The following is a 16,684-nucleotide window of genomic DNA, read 5'->3' as shown; positions in this document are numbered from 1 at the left end:
CGTGGGTTCCGGACTCGATGGTGAGTTCTCGAAAGGACCACGATGAATCGGTATGTGGGCGCGATCGACCAGGGCACGACCTCGACGCGTTTCATGGTTTTCGACCGGAACGGCGCCGTCGTCGCCCGGCATCAGCTCGAACACGAGCAGATCATGCCGCGCGCGGGCTGGGTCGAACACAATCCGGACGAGATCTGGGAACGCACGCGCACCGTCGTCAAGACCGCGCTCGCGACGGCCGATCTGACCGCCGCCGACCTGGCCGCGATCGGCGTCACCAATCAGCGCGAGACCACCATCGTGTGGAACCGCCGCACCGGCCGCCCGTACTACAACGCGATCGTCTGGCAGGACACCCGCACCGATCGCATCATCGCCGCACTCGAGGCGGCCGGGCACAGCGAGCGCATCCGCGACAAGACCGGACTCCCGCCCGCGCCCTACTTCTCGGGCGGCAAGCTGCGCTGGATCCTCGACAATGTCGAGGGCGTGCGCGCCGACGCCGAACGCGGTGACGCCCTGTTCGGCACCCTCGACACCTGGCTGATCTGGAATCTCACCGGCGGCATCCGGGGCGGCGTGCACGTCACCGACCCCACCAACGCCTCGCGCACCATGCTGATGGACCTGGAGACCCTGCGCTGGGACGACGAACTCCTGCGTATCTTCGACATCCCGCGCGCCATGCTGCCCGCCATCGCGCCGTCGTCGAACCCGGCCGGTTTCGGCACCACCAATCCCGACGGCCCGTTCAAGGGCGCGGTGCCGATCGCGGGCGTCCTCGGTGACCAGCAGGCCGCCGGCGTCGGGCAGGTCTGCTTCCAGCCGGGCGAGGCCAAGAACACCTACGGCACCGGCAATTTCCTGATGCTCAACACCGGCGCCGACATCGTGCGCTCCACGCACGGCCTGATCACCACCGTCGCTTACCAGTTCGGCGACGACAAGCCCGTCTACGCGCTGGAGGGCTCGATCGCGGTCACCGGCTCGGCCGTGCAGTGGCTGCGCGACCAGCTCGGCATCATCGCCGGCGCCGCGCAGATCGAGGACCTGGCCGAACAGGTCGACGACTCCGGCGGCGTGTACTTCGTGCCCGCCTTCTCCGGGCTGTTCGCGCCGTACTGGCGACCCGACGCGCGCGGCGCGGTCGTCGGCCTCTCGCGCTACAGCAACAATGCCCACTTGGCCAGGGCGACACTGGAATCCATCGCCTATCAGACCCGCGATGTGGTCGAAGCCATGCAGCGCGACTCCGGCGTGCAGCTGGCGACCCTGCGCGTCGACGGCGGCGTGACCATGAACAAACTGGCCATGCAGATCCAGGCCGACCTGCTCGGCGTCCCGGTCTCGCGGCCGGTCGTCGCCGAGACCACCGCGCTCGGCGCCGCCTACGCGGCAGGCCTGGCGGTCGGGGTCTGGAACTCCACCGACGAACTGCTCGCGAACTGGCACGAAGACGTCCGCTGGTTCCCCACCTGGTCCGACGAGCAGCGCGAACGCGGCTACCGCCGCTGGCTCAAGGCCGTCGAACGCACCCTCGACTGGGCCGAAATCGACTGATGAACCACAACAAGGAGCAAGTCGTGTCCGTTTCCCTGGACCCCACCTACCGCGCCAAGGCGATCGCGGCGCTCGGCGACAGCGAGATCGACGTGCTGGTGATCGGCGGCGGTGTCACCGGCGCCGGTGCCGCGCTCGATGCCGCCTCGCGCGGCCTGTCGGTGACCCTCGTCGAGGCCCGTGACTTCGCCGCCGGTACCTCGAGCCGCTCGTCCAAGCTCATCCACGGCGGCCTGCGTTACCTGGAGCAGATGGACTTCGCGCTGGTTCGGGAAGCGCTGAAAGAGCGTGGGCTGCTGCTGAATACGCTCGCCCCGCACCTGGTGCATCCGGTGCCGTTCCTGTTCCCGTTGCAGCACCGCGTGTGGGAGCGCGCCTACATCGGCGCGGGCATCGCCCTCTACGACACCCTCGGCGGCGCGCGCACCGTGCCCATGCACAAGCACTTGACCCGCACCGGCGCACTGGAACTCGCGCCCGCACTGCGCTCCGACGCGATGACCGGTGCCATCCGCTACTACGACGCCCAGGTCGACGACGCCCGCCACACCATGATGATCGCCAGGACCGCCGCCGACCACGGCGCGACCGTGCTGACCCGCACCAAGGTCACCGGGCTCGTTCGTGACGGTGAGCAGGTCGTCGGCGCACACGTGCTCGACCTGGAAACCGGTGCCGCCCACACGATCCGGGCCCGCAGCGTGATCAGCGCGACCGGTGTGTGGACCGACGACATGATCAAGATGACCGGCGTCGACTTCCCGTTCCACGTCCAGATGTCGAAGGGCGTGCACATCCTGGTGCCCCGCGACCGGCTCGACCTGCACACCGGCCTGATCATGCGCACGGAGAAGTCGGTGCTGTTCGTGATCCCGTGGGCCGAGCACTGGATCATCGGCACCACCGACACCGCGTGGTCGCTGGACAAGAACCACCCCACGGCCACCGCCGCCGACGTGCAGTACATCCTCGACCACGTCAACGCGGTGCTGCGGGAGCCGCTGACCAGGGCCGACATCGTCGGCACCTACGCCGGACTGCGCCCGCTGATGACGGGTGCGACCAAGGAGACCGCCAAGCTCTCGCGCGAGCACGCCGTCGCCGAGCCCGCGCCCGGCCTGTACGTCATCGCGGGCGGCAAGTACACCACCTACCGGGTGATGGCCGCCGACGTGGTCGACGCCGTCACCGCCCGCCTCGGCGGCGACATCCCCGCCTCGGCCACCGCGCAGCTGCCGATCGTCGGCGCGGAGGGCTACCGCGAAATGCTGGCCGAGGCCGCCGAACTGGCCGCCACGGTGGGTCTGCCCGTCGATGTCGTCGAGCACCTGCTCGGCCGCTACGGCGCGCTGGCCACCGACATCTTCGCCCTCGTCGGCGCCGATCCCGCACTGCGCCAGCCGATTCCGGGTGCGCCGGACTACCTCGCCGCCGAGGCCGTCTACGCGGTCACCCACGAGGGCGCGCTGCACCTCGACGACCTGCTCACCCGCCGCACCCGCATCTCCATCGAGGTTCCCGATCGCGGCCTCGCCGCGGCGCCGGAGATCGCCCGCCTGATCGCGCCGCTGCTCGGCTGGGACGACGACACCACCAACGCCGAGATCAACCGCTACTACGACCGGGTGCACGCCGAGCTCGCCGCCAACGAGGCGAGCGACGACATCTCCGCGAACACCGCGCGCTTGGTCGCCGTTCGGTGACGGGCTGACCCGGTCTCGGGCGCGGAAGCCACGGTTTCCGGCGGGCGCGGCCACGACCTACCGCTTACCTTCAGGTCTGTATGTAAGAGGTAGGATCGGCCGATGACCAGCACCGCAGCCGACAAACCGCCGCGGCGGACGCAGGAGCAGCGCAGCAGCGAGATGCGCACGCGCCTGCTCGACGCGACCATCGACTGCCTGGTCGAATACGGATACGCGGGCACGACGACGCCGCGGGTCGCCGAACTCGCCGGCGTCACCCGCGGCGCGCAGGTGCACCATTTCGGCTCCAAACACGATCTGGTTGTCGCCGCGATCAAGCATCTGGCCGAGCGGCGGGTGGCGGCCGCCATGAGCGAGATGACGCAGGTCAGGGTCGGTGACGATCCGGTCGGCGCCGCGCTCGAGTTCCTGTGGGACCTGCATCAGGGGCCGCTGTTCATCGCCACGGTGGAGCTGTGGGTGGCGGGCCGGACCGATCCGGTGCTGGCCGCCGCCATGGAGGAGGTCGAACCGCTGGTCAACACCGCGGTGCTGCAAGCGGTCGCCGAGCTGATCCCGGACGATCTGCGCCGCAAGGGCGCCCGCGACTTCGCCTACACCGCGATGGACGCGCTGCGCGGCATCCTCGTCGCCAATTTCGTCGTCCCCGACCCCGAACGGGCGCACCGCCGTTGGCGTCGCGCCATGGTGGACCTGCGTGCCGCGGCGGCTGCCGTGATCGCCGCAGGTTCTCGCTGATCGCGAGCGCCGCGGGTCGATAGCGGCGGCAGATCCGGGGCACACGATGGGTGGTGTCGGCTCCGGGTTGGGCCGGTGGGCGCCCCAAGCGCCGCGGTCCGCTGCGCGTCGGCAGCGATCGGTTCCGCCGACGGGCGCCGGATGACTAGCGTGAGCCCATGGAATCGCACATCGAGCCCTCGCAGGCACCAGCGCCGGCGGTGGTGTCATGAGCCGGGGCACCATCGTGATCACAGGCGCCAGCTCCGGCCTCGGCGCGGAGATGGCCCGCCAGTTCGCCGCCATCGGCTATGACCTCGGATTGTGTGCCCGCCGCACCGAACGGCTCGAGGAACTGCGCGCGGAGATCCTCACCGAGCATCCCGATCGTGTCGTCTCGGTGCGACAGCTCGACGTCACCGACGACGCTGCCGTGTTCACCGTCTTCGACGAGTTCGCGGCCGAATTCGGCGTCATCGACCGCGTGGTGGTGAACGCGGGCCTGGGAAAGGGCGCGCCACTCGGCACCGGCAAGCACGCCGCCAACCGGGAGACCGCGGTCGTGAACTTCCTCGCCGCACTGGCCCAGACCGAGGCCGCGATGAAGATCTTCCGCGCCCAGGGCACAGGCCATCTGGTGATGATCTCCTCGATCTCCGGCCTGCGCGGCATGCCCAAAACGCTGACCACCTACGCCGCCACCAAGGCCGGAGTCGCCGCACTGGCCGAGGGCCTGCGCGCGGAAGCTGTTCCCGGCGTCGACGTCTCGGTGATCTACCCCGGCTACATCCGCTCGGAGATGAACGACCGGATCGAACACGCGCCGAAGCTCATGGTCGATACCGAAACCGGCGTCCGGTCCATGGTCGCCGCCATCGAGAAGCGCCGCGCCAAGGCCTACGTCCCGGACTGGCCCTGGATCCCGATCGGCTTCGCCTTGCGCACCCTCCCGCTGCCGCTGGTCCGCAAGCTTCTCTGACGGCAAACCCGGCGCCGCCACGACTGTCGCGCGGCTCGACGGTGACCTGAGTCACGAAATCCCATTGTGAAGATACATGCAGGGCTGTATGTTTATGGCCAAGCGTGAGGATGGGAGTTCAATGGCGAACAAGGTCTACGTGGTCGGCGTCGGGATGACGAAGTTCGAGAAGCCGGGCCGCAAGCAGGTCGAGGAGGCCGACGGGACCACCCGGGCCTGGGATTATCCGGACATGGCCCGCGAGGCGGGGACCAAGGCGCTGGCCGACGCGGGCATCGACTACCGCGAGGTGGAACAGGCCTACGTCGGCTACGTCTACGGCGAGTCGACCTCGGGACAGCGCGCGGTCTACGAGCTGGGTATGACCGGGATCCCGGTGGTCAATGTCAACAACAACTGCTCCACGGGTTCCACCGCGCTCTACCTCGCGGCACAGGCGATCCGGGGCGGGCTGGCCGAGTGCACGCTGGCGCTGGGCTTCGAGAAGATGCAGCCGGGCTCGCTCGGTTCCACCTGGGACGACCGTGAGCAGCCCATGGGCAAGCACGTGATGGCGCTCGCGGAGATCTCCGAGGTGCTGTTCCCGGTGGCGCCGTGGATGTTCGGCGCGGCAGGGCGCGAGCACATGAAGCGCTACGGCACCACCGCCGAGCACTTCGCCAAAATCGGCTACAAGAACCACAAGCACTCGGTGAACAACCCGTATTCGCAGTTCCAGGACGAGTATTCGCTCGACGACATCCTCGGCTCGCGGATGATCTACGACCCGCTCACCAAACTGCAGTGCTCGCCGACCTCCGACGGCTCGGGCGCGGCGATCCTGGCGAGCGAGGCGTTCGTCGACCGGCACGACCTGTCGGCCCAGGCGGTCGAGATCGTCGGGCAGGCGATGACCACCGACTTCGCCTCGACCTTCGACGGCACCGCCAAGAACCTCATCGGCTACGACATGAATGTCATCGCGGCGCGGAAGGTCTACGAGCAGGCCGGGCTCGGCGCCCAGGATTTCCAGGTGATCGAGCTGCACGACTGCTTCTCCGCCAACGAACTGCTGCTCTACGAGGCGCTCGGCCTCTGCGGCGAGGGCGAGGCGGGAAAGCTGATCGACGATGGCCAGACCACCTATGGCGGCAAGTGGGTGGTCAACCCGTCGGGCGGGCTGATCTCCAAGGGGCATCCGCTCGGCGCGACCGGCCTGGCCCAGTGCTCCGAGCTCACCTGGCAGCTGCGCGGCACCGCGGGCAAACGCCAGGTCGACGACGTCACCGCTGCCCTGCAGCACAACATCGGCCTCGGCGGCGCCGCCGTGGTCACCGCCTACCAGCGCGCGGTGCGCTGACCCGCACGAGGAGTACCGCAATGGGACATATCGAAGCCACCAAGACCGTCACCGCCACTCCCGAAGCGCTCTGGGCCGTCGTCTCGGACCCGCAGACCTGGGACAAGTGGTTCACCATCCACGAGAAGTTCATGGAGGAGCCGCCCGCCGTGCTGGTCGAGGGCGCCGGGCTGGTCGCCAAGATCGTCATGCTCGGCATGGCGAACAAGATGGAATGGACGGTCAAGGCCGTCGAGGTGCCGAATCGGCTGACCCTCACCGGGGCCGGAATGGCCGGTGTGCGTACCGAATTCACCTTCGACATCAAGCCGGAGGGCTCCGGCAGCGTCATCCTGGTGTCCGGCGACTTCGAGGGCGCGCTGATCAAGGGCGCGCTGGGCAAGGCCGTGGAGAAGGACGGCCGCACCCAGCTCGACAAGTCCCTCGACCAGCTCGACGCGCTGGCCTCGGCGTAGGGCGCCGGGATGACAGCGCAGGCATCGGGACGCGTCGTCGAGTTCGACGACGCCGGCCTGGAAAAATGGAGCGACACGGAGCGATTCGCGGTGACCGCGGACCGGATCGCCGAATACGCCGCGGCGACCAATGATCCGATCGAGGCGCACCGCACCGGTGAGGTCGCGCCGCCGGTATTCGCCATCGTGCCGGTGTTCGAAGCCATGATGATGCCCGTCATCGACGTGGCGCCGATGGACATCTTCGGCCGCGTCGTGCACGGCGAGCAGGACTTCCACTTCCACCGGCCGATCCGGCCCGGCGAGGAACTGGTCTCGCGGGCCAAGGCGGTCGGCTACACCAGCAAGTCCACCGGAACGACCATCACCATCCTGGTCGAATGCCGCGACGCCGCGGGCGAACTGGTGAACGAGCAGTACCTCACCGCCTTCTTCCGCAACATCGACGCTGCCAAGTCGGTGGGGGAGCAGGCGCCGTCGCACCGGTTCGACGACAGTCTGCGGGCGAGTGCGCCCTCGGCCGTCGTCGACCACCACGTCGACGACGACCAGACCTTCCGGTACTCGCCCGCCTCGGGCGATCCGGTGCCGCTGCACCTCGACGAGCAGGTCGCCAAGGACGCCGGACTGCCCGGCATCATCGCGCACGGCCTGTGCACGATGGCCATGGCCTCCTGGGGCGTGCTCACCGCGACCGCCGGTTCGGATGTGCATCGGCTGCGGCGCTTCGCGGTGCGCTTCGCCAAGCTCGTGTTCCCCGGTGACGACCTGCAGACCCGGATCTGGCCCGTCACCAGCGCCGACGGCGTCACCACCTACGCGTTCGAGACGGTGCGCGGCGAGGATGTCGTGCTCAGCGACGGCCTCGCCGTGATCGCGGACTGAACCCCCTCACATACAGGAGTCACCCATGAGTTCCCTGGCAGGCAAGGTCGCCGTGATCACCGGCGCCGGCCGCGGCATCGGCCGCGAGCACGCGCTGTTGTTCGCGCGGGAAGGCGCGAAGATCGTCGTCAACGACCTCGGCGGCAGCAACGCCGGCGTCGGCACCGACGTCGGTCCGGCGCAGCAGGTCGCCGACGAGATCCGGGCCGCGGGCGGCGACGCGGTCGCCAATACCGACAACATCGCGACCTGGGACGGCGCGCGGAACCTGATCGCCCAGGCGGTGTCGGAGTTCGGCGGGCTCGACATCGTGGTCAACAACGCGGGCATCCTGCGCGATGTCTTCGTCGCCGCGATGGACGAAGCCCAATGGGACGCGGTGATCGCCGTGCACCTCAAGGGGCACGCGGCCGTGCTGCATCACGCGGCCGCCTACTGGAAGGCACAGAGCAAGGCGGGCAATCAGCCCAACGCGGCCGTCGTCAATACCGCGTCGGCCTCGGGTGTCACCCTGCCCAACGCGGGCCAGGCCAACTACGGCGCGGCCAAGGCGGGGATCGCCGCGCTGACCCAGGTAGCGGCCGAGGAACTGGGCCGCTACGGCGTGCGGGTCAACGCGATCGCGCCGATCGCCCGCACCCGGCTCACCCTGGCCACCCCCGGCATGGGCGAGATGTTCGCCGCCGAGGCCGCCGCGGCCGAGGAATCCGGCGGCTTCGACGCCTTCAGCCCGGCCAATATCTCGCCGCTGGTCGCCTACCTGGCTTCGGACAAGTGCCCCATCACCGGCAAGGTGTTCGCGGTGCAGGGCGGCGCCATCTCGGAGCTGGTCGGCTGGCACGACGTGAAGACCATCGAGACCGAAGGGCCGTGGGCGATCGACGACATCGCCGTGCGGCTGCCTTGAGCGGGAGACGACGATGATCGAATGGTCCGAAACCGATCTGATGATCCGCGACGCCGTGCGGACCTTCATCGACAAGGAGGTGCGCCCGCATCTGGACGCCCTCGACAGCGGTGAGATGCTGCCGTACCCGATCCTGCGGAAGCTGTTCAGCCAGTTCGGGATCGATGCGATGGGCGAGGACGCCGTCGCCAAGCTGCTCGCCAAGGAAGCGGCGGGACCGCGGGAGAAGTCCGGTGGCGGCGGTGGATCGCCGTTCGCCGGGCAGCAGTCGATGATGGCGGTGCTGATCAGCGAACTGTCCGGTGTCTGTATGGGATTGGTGTCCGCGCTCGGTGTCAGCATCGGGCTCGGCGCCACCACCATCATGTCGCGGGGCACCCTGGCACAGAAGCAGCGCTGGCTCGCCGACATCGTCACCCTGCGCAAGGTGGCGTCCTGGGCGATCACCGAACCCGACTCGGGCTCGGACGCGTTCGGCGGCATGAAGACGCGCGTCGAACGCGACGGCGACGACTACATCCTCAACGGGCAGAAGACCTTCATCACCAACGGCCCGTGCGCCGACGTGATGATCGTCTACGCCAAGCTCGACGAGGGCGACGGCGCCGACAAGCGCCACCGCAAGGTGCTCACCTTCGTGCTGGACAAGGGCATGGAGGGCCTCACCCAGGGCAAGCCGTTCAAGAAGATGGGCCTGCACTCCTCGCCGACCGGCGAACTGTTCTTCGACAATGTCCGGCTCGGCCGCGACCGGCTGCTCGGCGAGACCGAGGAACATCGCGGCGGCGACGGACGGGAAAGCGCCAGAGCCAGTTTCACCGCCGAGCGGGTGGGCGTGGGGTTCATGGCGCTGGGCATCATCGAGGAATGTCACCGGCTCTGCGTCGACTACGCCCGCAACCGCACGCTGTGGGGTCAGGAGATCGGGCGCTTCCAGCTGATCCAGCTCAAGCTGGCGAAGATGGAGATCGCCAGGATCAATGTGCAGAACATGGTGTTCAACGTGCTCGAGCGGGGTAAGGCGGGCAAGCCGCCGAGCCTGGCCGAAGCGTCGGCGATGAAGCTCTACTGCTCCGAGGCGGCCACCGAGGTGGCGATGGAGGCGGTGCAGCTGTTCGGCGGCAACGGCTACATGAGCGAGTACCGGGTGGAGCAGCTCGCCCGCGACGCGAAGTCGCTGATGATCTACGCGGGCAGCAACGAGATCCAGGTGACCCACATCGCCAAGGGTCTGCTCGGCAAGTAGGCGCGACAGGGCCCGGCCGCGAATGCTGTTCGCGCGGCCGGGTTCTCGCGTGTTCAGATCGCGCGCAGGTGCCCGCGGCTGGCGTAGATGTGCTCGGCGATGAGCGTCGCGATGCGGTCCGGCGCCTCCAGCATCGGCACGTGGCCCACGCCGTGCACCAGGATGCGGTCGGCGGAGTCGGGGAGTTCGCGCAGGTAGCGGGTGGCGTAGCCGCGGTTGGGGATGATCCGGTCGTACTCGGCGAGCAGCATGCGCACGGGGGTGGTGAGCTCGCCGAGGTCGTCCATCCCCGGGGCGCGGAGGCTGCCGAGGATCAGCGGGATCATCGCGTCGCAGTGCAACACCGCCGTGATGGTGGTCGCCAAGTCGCGGCGCGAGACGGCGCCGGTGTTCTTGGCCAGCAGTAACGCGGCCACGTACTGGATGAGCGGATTGTTGATCGCCACCCCGCCGAGCAGCTTGCCGATCTCGACGAACGGGATCATCGAGGCGAACTTCAAGCCGACCCTGACCTGGCTGATCGAGGGCGAGGCCCAGCCGCCCGCCGCGGCCACGGTGGTCAGGGTGCGGGCCCGGCCGCGTCGCGCCAGCTCGAGGCCCACCCAGCCGCCTAGCGAATTTCCGGCGATATGACAGGTGCGCCAGCCCAGCGCGTCGAGCTGGTCCTCCATCTGATCGGCCAGCGCGTAGACGTCCAGAAACCAGCCCTCGACTTTGGGTCCACCCCAGTGCCCGGCGAAGGCAGGGGCATAAACCTCGCAATTCGACGACATTCGCCGCGCGACCTGCTCCCAACAGTGCGGCGACAACATGAACCCGTGCAACAGCAGGACCGGATCACCGGACCCGAGGTGCAATGCCTTGACAGGCGCGGCGGGGACAGTGGACTTGGCGGTGCGTGACGTCATCGTCATTCACCCCTTCCTGGACGACAGTGTCCGGGGGGAGCATTCCTGACTAGCCATTGTACGGTCGTTCGGTGCCGATAATCCTCTCGACTGTGAACGTCAACGGCGTGCGCGCCGCCGCGACCAAGGGCATGTTGTCGTGGCTGGACGCGACCGAAGCCGACATCGTGTGCCTGCAGGAGACCAGGGCGACCGACGCGCAGGTCGCTACCGCGCTGGCGCCCGCACTCGACGCGGGGTGGGTGCTCTCGCACGCGGAACCGGAGTCCAAGGGGCGGGCCGGTGTCGGGATTCTGTCGCGGCGCGCGCCCGACGCGGTACGGATCGGGTTCGGTAGCAGCGAGTTCGCCGACTCGGGGCGGTACATCGAGGCCGACTTCGATGACGTCACCGTGGCGAGCGTGTACGTGCACTCGGGCGAGGAGAACACCCCGAAGCAGGACGAGAAGTACCGGTTCATGGCCGAGTTCGGCGCCTATCTGAAGACCCGCACCGGGGAGTTCGTGGTGAGCGGGGACTGGAATATCGCACCCGCCGAGGTCGACCTCAAGAACTGGAAGGGCAACCAGAAGTCGGCGGGCTTCCTGCCCGAGGAACGCGCCTGGATCGCCGACCTGCTGGCCGCGGGCTACGTCGACGTGGTGCGCGCCCTGCATCCCGATGTCGCGGGCCCCTACAGCTGGTGGTCCTACCGCGGCCGCGCCTTCGACAACGACTCCGGATGGCGCATCGACTACCAGCTCGCCCTCGGCGACCTGCGTTCCCGCGCCAAGCAGGCCGTCGTCGAACGCGCCGACGCCTACGACCAGCGGTGGTCCGACCACGCTCCCGTGACGGTGCAATACCGGTGAATCTCTCGCGCAAAACGCTCGGACTGCTCGGCGGACTGCTGCTCATCGTTCTCGCGGTGGGGTTCACCCTGTTCACCGGACGCGGCGGCAACGACACCGCGACGGCGACTACCACCAACGCGGTCGCCGGGATCACCACCACCAAGGCCGCGCCGAAACCGGGCCCGCCCATCGGGAATGCCAGCGCGGCGCCGGGCAACGGGGCGGCGGGCGTGCCCGATCGCGCCTACACGACCCTCCTCGAGATCGATGGGGGCCGCTGGCCGGATTCGGCGAACGCGCCGGGGACCAAGGGCGGTGAGCAGTGGATGAACCGGGGAACCAAACTGCCGCCGAAGGATTCGGCGGGCAAGCCGGTGACCTACCAGGAGTGGGACGTCAATCCCAAGCAGCGCAACCGGGGTCGCGATGCCGAACGCATCGTCACCGGCAGCGACGGTACGGCCTGGTACACCGGCGACCACTACGAGACCTTCACGAGGATGCGCTGATGCGAATGACGCTGTCGCAGTTCCTTGCTCGTCCCACGACTGAGGCTCCGGCCGCGTCACATCCCGTGCTCGGCGCGCTGGCGGTCGACGCCGCGGCGTTCAGCGGCGTCCGCTACGACTCGCCCGCCGACTATCGCGTCCGCGAACTCCGCGGCCCCAAGATGCGCACCACCGCCGCACTCTTCGACGAATTCGCCGCGGCCTTCCAGTTCCCGTACTACTTCGGCGCGAACAAGGACGCCTTCGACGAATGCCTGCGTGACCTGGACGATTTCGTCGGCGACGCGCCCGGTTACGTCGCGGTGGTGCGCAATTCGGCCGACCTGCTCGCCGAGGAGCCCGCCGAGCGCGACTGGTTCGGCAGCGCCATGCGCGACTGCGCCGCCTACTGGTCCCGCCGCGACGTCGCCTTCCGGGTCGTCCTGCAGGGCGACCCGGAAACCTTCGGCGCCGTCGCTCTCACGGAGTGATCCAGAGCTTCCGCTGCCACCTGAATTGGTGGCTGCCGGTGACCGATCGGTCTGGTTACCGTCGTCGCGGGAGCAGTCGCCCCGAGGCTGCCCGTGAGGAGAGACATCGATGAAGCGAGTACTGGTGAGCGCGAGCATCTTGACCGCGATCATGGCGGCGAGCACCGGAATGGCGACGGCCGAAGCCGATTCGGCGCCGGAAAGCTTCGGCCAGGCCGGCGTTGCGCGGATCGCCGATCCGTCGTCGGGCTCCAGCGATGTGCTCGGCAACCTACTGCACGCGCTGTCGACCGGTTCCGCCGCAGACTGCGTTGTCATTCTCGACGGGTGCGTGCCGGTCTAGGTCACGCGGGTCGGCTGTCCGTCAGCGGTAGCGGCCTGCCAGATCGTCACCGAGGAGCACGAATACCTCGGTGACCTGGTCGATCAGTTCCGCGCGGGTGAGGTCGAGGTCGCCGGCCAGCCAGGTGGTCAGGGTCTGGGTCAAGCCGCCGATGAGGTAGATCGCGCGGAAGTCGACCAGGTTCTGCGGGACCTCGACCCCGTAGAAACCGGTGCCTTCCGCGGCGACGAGCCGGGCGAATGCCCGCACCGTGCGGGCGGTGCGCGCCCGCAACTCTGGGGTCGCCATGCCCGCGATCAGCGCGGCCTGTGCCTTGCGCGGATCGTCGGTGAGCACCGAGATGCCCGCGTCGATCGCGGCGTGCGACTGCGACCGGCTGTCGGGGGGCGCGGTGGTCAACGCCGCCACGATCGCACCGGTCAGTTCCTCGGCGATGCGGTCGAGCAGGGCCTCCAGCACGCTTTCGCGATGCTCGAAATTCTCGTAGTAGTAGCGCTCGTTGAGACCGGCGCGGGCGCATAGCCCGGCGACGGTGAGCTTGGCCTGCCCCTCTTCGGCGACGATGTCGAGCGCCGCGTCCAGCAGGGCGGTACGGCGCTGGGCCTGTCGCTGTTGCGCCGAGACGCCGCCGTATGTCCGTTGTGCTGTCACAGCATCCATTCTGCGTGCTGCCCTCCGGCGCCGGTTTTCTGGTAGAGACTCTTGCCAGATTACCAAATCTGGTGGATTCTATTGCCAGATGCACTCGACGAGGAGGCGCAGCATGGCCGCACGGCAGGGCGAACCCGGATATTTCGCCGACGATTCGATGATCCGACGGGTGATGAGCAAGCGGGCGGTGGGTCTGACCTACGGCGTGCGGGCCCTGGTGATCGGCGCGGTCCATCCGCTGCTGTTCGTCGGCACCAGCGAGCACACCGCGCATCGCGCGACGCCCTACACCCGGCTGGCCGTTACCGGCGCCCTGTTCGAGGCGGTCTTCCTCGGCAGCAAGGCCGAAGCCGATCGCGCGCTGGCCTTCACCCGGCGCAAGCACGACAAGGTCGTCGGCGCCCTGCCCGAGGACGCGGGCGAACACCATCCCGCCGGCACCGCCTACGCGGCCCACGATCCGCACCTGATGTTCATGACCATGGCCTTCACCTTCGACTCGGCCGAGGCGATGTACGACCGGCTGGTGCGCGAACTCACCGCCACCGAACGCGAGGACCTCTACCAGGACTACGTCCGCTGGGGCGAGCTGTTCGGCATGCCACGCGACGCGGCACCCGCCGACTACCCGGCCTTCCGCCGGTACTTCGACGGCTACCTGAACTCCTCGGAGCTGTTCCTCACCGACGAGGCCCGCCTGGTCGGTTCCTACCTGGCAGGTCACCGCAAGGCCTACCGGCTGCGCCCGCCGGCCGAGCAGGTCGGTTCGGCGCTGTATCTGCTGGTCCAGGGCAGTCTCCCGGACCGGATCCGGCGGATGTACGGCATCGAGTGGGGGATCGCCGATCAGCTCGCCTACAGCACGCTGTGCCGGAGCCTGCGCACCGCGCACGTCGCCCCACCGCTGGCGCCCCGGGTCCTGGCCGGTGCGCTCGCCGGGCCGAGCACGCCCTCGTACCAGCTGCTCGCCCGTCGCGAACAGCGAATGGTCAAGGCGGGCAAGCCGAGCATGCCCGGCGTCGATCCGCGCAACTGGGTGCAGCGCAATTCCGCTTGAGGGCCATGGAAAGATCAGGGGCATGTCCAGTCCTGCCCCGGCCGCGACGGCCGAACGCAAGCAGCGGGTGCTGTCGGGCATCCAGCCCACCAGCGACTCCTTCCACCTCGGCAACTACCTGGGTGCGCTGCAGTACTGGGTGACCATGCAGGACGACTACGACGCGCTGTACTTCATCCCGGATATGCACGCGATCACCGTCAGTCAGGACCCCAAGGCGCTGCGGGCCCGCACCAAGGGCGCCGTCGCGCAGCTGCTCGCGCTCGGCGTCGACCCGGCCAAGTCCACCCTGTTCGTGCAGAGCCAGGTGCCCGAGCACGCCGAGCTGACCTGGGTCCTCAGCTGCATCACCGGTTTCGGTGAGGCGAGCCGGATGACCCAGTTCAAGGACAAGTCGGTCAAGCAGGGTGCGGAGAACGCGACCGTCGGCCTGTTCACCTACCCGGTACTGATGGCCGCCGACATCCTGCTCTACCGCCCGCACCAGGTGCCGGTCGGCGAGGATCAGCGCCAGCACCTCGAGCTGACCCGAAACCTGGCCCAGCGCTTCAACACCCGCTTCAAGAAGACCTTCGTCGTGCCGGAGCCGCACATCGTCAAGGGCACCGCCAAGATCTTCGACCTGCAGGATCCGACCGCGAAGATGAGCAAGTCGGCCTCCACCGACGCAGGCCTCATCAACCTGCTCGACGATCCGAAGGTCACCGCGAAGAAGGTCAAGTCGGCGGTCACCGACACCGAGCGCGAGATCCGCTACGACCCCGAGCACAAGGCGGGCGTGAGCAACCTGCTCGTCATCCTGAGCTCGCTCACCGAAACTCCGATCGTCACGCTGGAGGAGAATTTCGCGGGCAAGGGTTACGGTGATCTCAAGGCCGACGTGGCCGACGCGCTGGTCGAATTCGTCACCCCCGTCCAGAAGAAGGTGCAGGAGTACCTGTCCGATCAGGCCGAACTGGATCGGATCCTCGCCGCGGGGGCCGAGCGGGCGCGTGAGATCGCAGGCAACACACTGGCTCAGGTGTACGACCGGGTGGGCTTCCTGGCTCGCTGACCCGGTGCGCGCCTGAGGTTTTCGGCTGAAGGGGCGCGTGCCATGCAGGTCGTCGACAAGATCTCGGCCGCGGTCGAGAAGCAGATCGGGCGCAGGCCCTGGCTGGATCATCTGGTCAGGGCAGGCGGGCGATTTCAGCGTCAACGCGGTGACTACTACGCCGCGGGCATCACCTATTTCACTGTGCTGTCACTGTTTCCGCTGCTGATGGTGGCCTTCTCGGTGGCGGGGTTCATCCTGGCCGGTCAGCCAGACCTGCTGACCGAGCTCCAGGACAGTGTCAAGGAGAAGATCCCCGGGGCCTTCGGCACCCAGATCAACGACTTGATCGATCAGGCGATCCAATCGCGCGGCACCGTCGGTCTGCTCGGTCTGGTCGTCGGTCTCTACACCGGGCTCGGCTGGATGGCGAACCTGCGGGCGGCGCTCACCGAGCAGTGGGAGGTGCAGCACCCCGAAAGTCCTTGGTGGCGAAGCAAACTGTCCGACCTGGGCGCGCTCGTCGGCCTCGGTCTGGCGTTCATCGTCTCGCTCGGGCTGTCCGCGCTCGCGCAGAGTGATCTCGGCGCGCAACTGCTCGCGGCGATCGGGGCGGATCATCTGCCGGGGGCGACGCTGGTGCTGTCGGTGGTGTCGATCGCGCTCGGCCTGCTCGCCTCGTGGGCGGTGTTCGCCTGGATGATCGCGCGATTGCCGCGCGAGCCGGTCTCGCTGCGCAGTGCAGCGCGGGCGGCGGCGCTGGCGGCGATCGCGTTCGAGGTGTTCAAGGTCATCGCCGCGTTCTACCTGCAGATAGTGTTGCGCAGCCCGGCGGGCGCGACGTTCGGCTCGATCATCGGCCTGATGGTGTTCAGCTACATCACCTACCGGATCCTGCTGTTCGCCACCGCATGGGCGGCGACCTCGCGTGACAACGAGCGCAGCGCCGACATCGCGCCGCCGAACGCGGTGGTCATCCGGCCGCGCGTGGTGGAACAGGGCATGTCGACCGGGGCGGGCGCTGCCTACTTCGGTGCGGGCGCGATCGCGGCGCTGGCGCTGGTGCTGTTCGGCAGGCGCCGCTGA

General features: G+C 68.5%; 18 protein-coding genes. 16 read left to right on the top strand and 2 right to left on the bottom strand.

What is annotated here, in order from left to right:
- Window positions 1–42: 42 nt before the first annotated feature.
- The 9 genes from glpK to ACFWF2_RS01480 all read left to right on the top strand — a co-directional run bounded on the left by glpK (window position 43) and on the right by ACFWF2_RS01480 (window position 9,794).
- Window positions 43–1,560 (top strand): glycerol kinase GlpK, encoded by a 1,518-nt coding sequence (gene glpK / locus ACFWF2_RS01520; protein WP_379303455.1) that lies wholly within the window; start codon window positions 43–45, stop codon window positions 1,558–1,560.
- Window positions 1,560–3,263 carry a glycerol-3-phosphate dehydrogenase/oxidase gene (locus ACFWF2_RS01515; protein ID WP_379303453.1) on the top strand — a complete coding sequence of 568 codons (1,704 nt, stop codon included), beginning with the start codon at window positions 1,560–1,562 and terminating at the stop codon, window positions 3,261–3,263. The genes glpK and ACFWF2_RS01515 overlap by 1 nt, the downstream gene beginning before the upstream one ends.
- Window positions 3,264–3,365: 102 nt before the next feature.
- Window positions 3,366–4,004 (top strand): TetR/AcrR family transcriptional regulator, encoded by a 639-nt coding sequence (locus ACFWF2_RS01510; protein ID WP_379303451.1) that lies wholly within the window; start codon window positions 3,366–3,368, stop codon window positions 4,002–4,004.
- A 208-nt stretch (window positions 4,005–4,212) separates the two neighbouring features.
- Window positions 4,213–4,962 (top strand): SDR family oxidoreductase, encoded by a 750-nt coding sequence (locus ACFWF2_RS01505; protein ID WP_379303450.1) that lies wholly within the window; start codon window positions 4,213–4,215, stop codon window positions 4,960–4,962.
- A gap of 121 nt (window positions 4,963–5,083) precedes the next feature.
- Window positions 5,084–6,301 carry a lipid-transfer protein gene (locus tag ACFWF2_RS01500; RefSeq protein WP_379303448.1) on the top strand — a complete coding sequence of 406 codons (1,218 nt, stop codon included), beginning with the start codon at window positions 5,084–5,086 and terminating at the stop codon, window positions 6,299–6,301.
- 20 nt (window positions 6,302–6,321) lie between these two features.
- Entirely contained in the window at window positions 6,322–6,756 is a 435-nt protein-coding gene (locus ACFWF2_RS01495; RefSeq protein WP_378855100.1) for an SRPBCC family protein, read from the top strand.
- Between the two features lie 9 nt (window positions 6,757–6,765).
- Window positions 6,766–7,641 (top strand): MaoC/PaaZ C-terminal domain-containing protein, encoded by an 876-nt coding sequence (locus tag ACFWF2_RS01490; protein ID WP_379303447.1) that lies wholly within the window; start codon window positions 6,766–6,768, stop codon window positions 7,639–7,641.
- 25 nt (window positions 7,642–7,666) lie between these two features.
- A complete protein-coding gene (locus tag ACFWF2_RS01485) occupies window positions 7,667–8,548 on the top strand; it encodes an SDR family oxidoreductase (RefSeq protein WP_379303445.1) in 882 nt (293 codons plus the stop codon).
- Between the two features lie 13 nt (window positions 8,549–8,561).
- Complete coding sequence (locus ACFWF2_RS01480) at window positions 8,562–9,794, top strand: acyl-CoA dehydrogenase family protein (protein ID WP_379303443.1); 1,233 nt, start codon at window positions 8,562–8,564, stop codon at window positions 9,792–9,794.
- A 53-nt stretch (window positions 9,795–9,847) separates the two neighbouring features.
- On the opposite strand, the gene ACFWF2_RS01475 is transcribed toward ACFWF2_RS01480, so the two are convergent.
- Complete coding sequence (locus tag ACFWF2_RS01475; RefSeq protein WP_379303441.1) at window positions 9,848–10,702, bottom strand: alpha/beta fold hydrolase; 855 nt, start codon at window positions 10,700–10,702, stop codon at window positions 9,848–9,850.
- Between the two features lie 71 nt (window positions 10,703–10,773).
- Here ACFWF2_RS01475 and ACFWF2_RS01470 point away from each other — a divergent pair, with 71 nt between their 5' ends.
- The 4 genes from ACFWF2_RS01470 to ACFWF2_RS01455 all read left to right on the top strand — a co-directional run bounded on the left by ACFWF2_RS01470 (window position 10,774) and on the right by ACFWF2_RS01455 (window position 12,857).
- Window positions 10,774–11,553 (top strand): exodeoxyribonuclease III, encoded by a 780-nt coding sequence (locus ACFWF2_RS01470; RefSeq protein ID WP_379303439.1) that lies wholly within the window; start codon window positions 10,774–10,776, stop codon window positions 11,551–11,553.
- Window positions 11,550–12,044, top strand: a complete 495-nt coding sequence (locus ACFWF2_RS01465) for a ribonuclease domain-containing protein (RefSeq protein WP_379303437.1) — start codon at window positions 11,550–11,552, stop codon at window positions 12,042–12,044. Before ACFWF2_RS01470 ends, ACFWF2_RS01465 begins: the two co-directional genes overlap by 4 nt.
- On the top strand, window positions 12,044–12,514 hold the full coding sequence (locus ACFWF2_RS01460; RefSeq protein ID WP_379303435.1) for a barstar family protein: 471 nt from the start codon (window positions 12,044–12,046) through the stop codon (window positions 12,512–12,514). The genes ACFWF2_RS01465 and ACFWF2_RS01460 overlap by 1 nt, the downstream gene beginning before the upstream one ends.
- 109 nt (window positions 12,515–12,623) lie before the next feature.
- Window positions 12,624–12,857, top strand: coding sequence for a hypothetical protein (locus tag ACFWF2_RS01455; RefSeq protein ID WP_379303433.1), 234 nt, complete (start codon window positions 12,624–12,626; stop codon window positions 12,855–12,857).
- Window positions 12,858–12,878: 21 nt separating this feature from the next.
- Here the strand turns inward: ACFWF2_RS01455 and ACFWF2_RS01450 are convergent, their stop codons facing one another.
- Complete coding sequence (locus ACFWF2_RS01450; protein WP_379303431.1) at window positions 12,879–13,517, bottom strand: TetR/AcrR family transcriptional regulator; 639 nt, start codon at window positions 13,515–13,517, stop codon at window positions 12,879–12,881.
- A 103-nt stretch (window positions 13,518–13,620) separates the two neighbouring features.
- Between ACFWF2_RS01450 and ACFWF2_RS01445 the strand changes: the two genes are divergently transcribed.
- The 3 genes from ACFWF2_RS01445 to yhjD are packed head-to-tail and all read left to right on the top strand — an operon-like array spanning window position 13,621 to window position 16,684.
- On the top strand, window positions 13,621–14,565 hold the full coding sequence (locus ACFWF2_RS01445; protein ID WP_379303429.1) for an oxygenase MpaB family protein: 945 nt from the start codon (window positions 13,621–13,623) through the stop codon (window positions 14,563–14,565).
- Window positions 14,566–14,587: 22 nt separating this feature from the next.
- Window positions 14,588–15,619: a tryptophan--tRNA ligase gene (gene trpS / locus ACFWF2_RS01440; protein ID WP_379303427.1), complete on the top strand. Its 1,032-nt coding sequence runs from the start codon at window positions 14,588–14,590 to the stop codon at window positions 15,617–15,619.
- Window positions 15,620–15,661: 42 nt separating this feature from the next.
- Window positions 15,662–16,684: an inner membrane protein YhjD gene (yhjD, locus tag ACFWF2_RS01435; RefSeq protein ID WP_379303425.1), complete on the top strand. Its 1,023-nt coding sequence runs from the start codon at window positions 15,662–15,664 to the stop codon at window positions 16,682–16,684.

The organism is Nocardia sp. NPDC060259, from assembly GCF_042728775.1.
Lineage (GTDB): Bacteria > Actinomycetota > Actinomycetes > Mycobacteriales > Mycobacteriaceae > Nocardia.
The sequence above is the reverse complement of the archived record's forward strand: the minus strand, read 5'-3'. Positions and strand labels throughout refer to the sequence as shown.

Coding starts and splice junctions, on each gene's coding strand:
- ACFWF2_RS01455 (WP_379303433.1), top strand. CDS start 12,624: ATGAAGCGAGTACTGGTGAGCGCGAGCATCTTGACCGCGATCATGGCG.
- ACFWF2_RS01460 (WP_379303435.1), top strand. CDS start 12,044: ATGCGAATGACGCTGTCGCAGTTCCTTGCTCGTCCCACGACTGAGGCT.
- ACFWF2_RS01485 (WP_379303445.1), top strand. CDS start 7,667: ATGAGTTCCCTGGCAGGCAAGGTCGCCGTGATCACCGGCGCCGGCCGC.
- yhjD (WP_379303425.1), top strand. CDS start 15,662: ATGCAGGTCGTCGACAAGATCTCGGCCGCGGTCGAGAAGCAGATCGGG.
- glpK (WP_379303455.1), top strand. CDS start 43: ATGAATCGGTATGTGGGCGCGATCGACCAGGGCACGACCTCGACGCGT.
- ACFWF2_RS01445 (WP_379303429.1), top strand. CDS start 13,621: ATGGCCGCACGGCAGGGCGAACCCGGATATTTCGCCGACGATTCGATG.
- ACFWF2_RS01480 (WP_379303443.1), top strand. CDS start 8,562: ATGATCGAATGGTCCGAAACCGATCTGATGATCCGCGACGCCGTGCGG.
- ACFWF2_RS01505 (WP_379303450.1), top strand. CDS start 4,213: ATGAGCCGGGGCACCATCGTGATCACAGGCGCCAGCTCCGGCCTCGGC.
- ACFWF2_RS01475 (WP_379303441.1), bottom strand. CDS start 10,702: ATGACGTCACGCACCGCCAAGTCCACTGTCCCCGCCGCGCCTGTCAAG.
- ACFWF2_RS01495 (WP_378855100.1), top strand. CDS start 6,322: ATGGGACATATCGAAGCCACCAAGACCGTCACCGCCACTCCCGAAGCG.
- ACFWF2_RS01515 (WP_379303453.1), top strand. CDS start 1,560: ATGAACCACAACAAGGAGCAAGTCGTGTCCGTTTCCCTGGACCCCACC.
- ACFWF2_RS01500 (WP_379303448.1), top strand. CDS start 5,084: ATGGCGAACAAGGTCTACGTGGTCGGCGTCGGGATGACGAAGTTCGAG.
- ACFWF2_RS01490 (WP_379303447.1), top strand. CDS start 6,766: ATGACAGCGCAGGCATCGGGACGCGTCGTCGAGTTCGACGACGCCGGC.
- ACFWF2_RS01450 (WP_379303431.1), bottom strand. CDS start 13,517: ATGGATGCTGTGACAGCACAACGGACATACGGCGGCGTCTCGGCGCAA.
- trpS (WP_379303427.1), top strand. CDS start 14,588: ATGTCCAGTCCTGCCCCGGCCGCGACGGCCGAACGCAAGCAGCGGGTG.
- ACFWF2_RS01510 (WP_379303451.1), top strand. CDS start 3,366: ATGACCAGCACCGCAGCCGACAAACCGCCGCGGCGGACGCAGGAGCAG.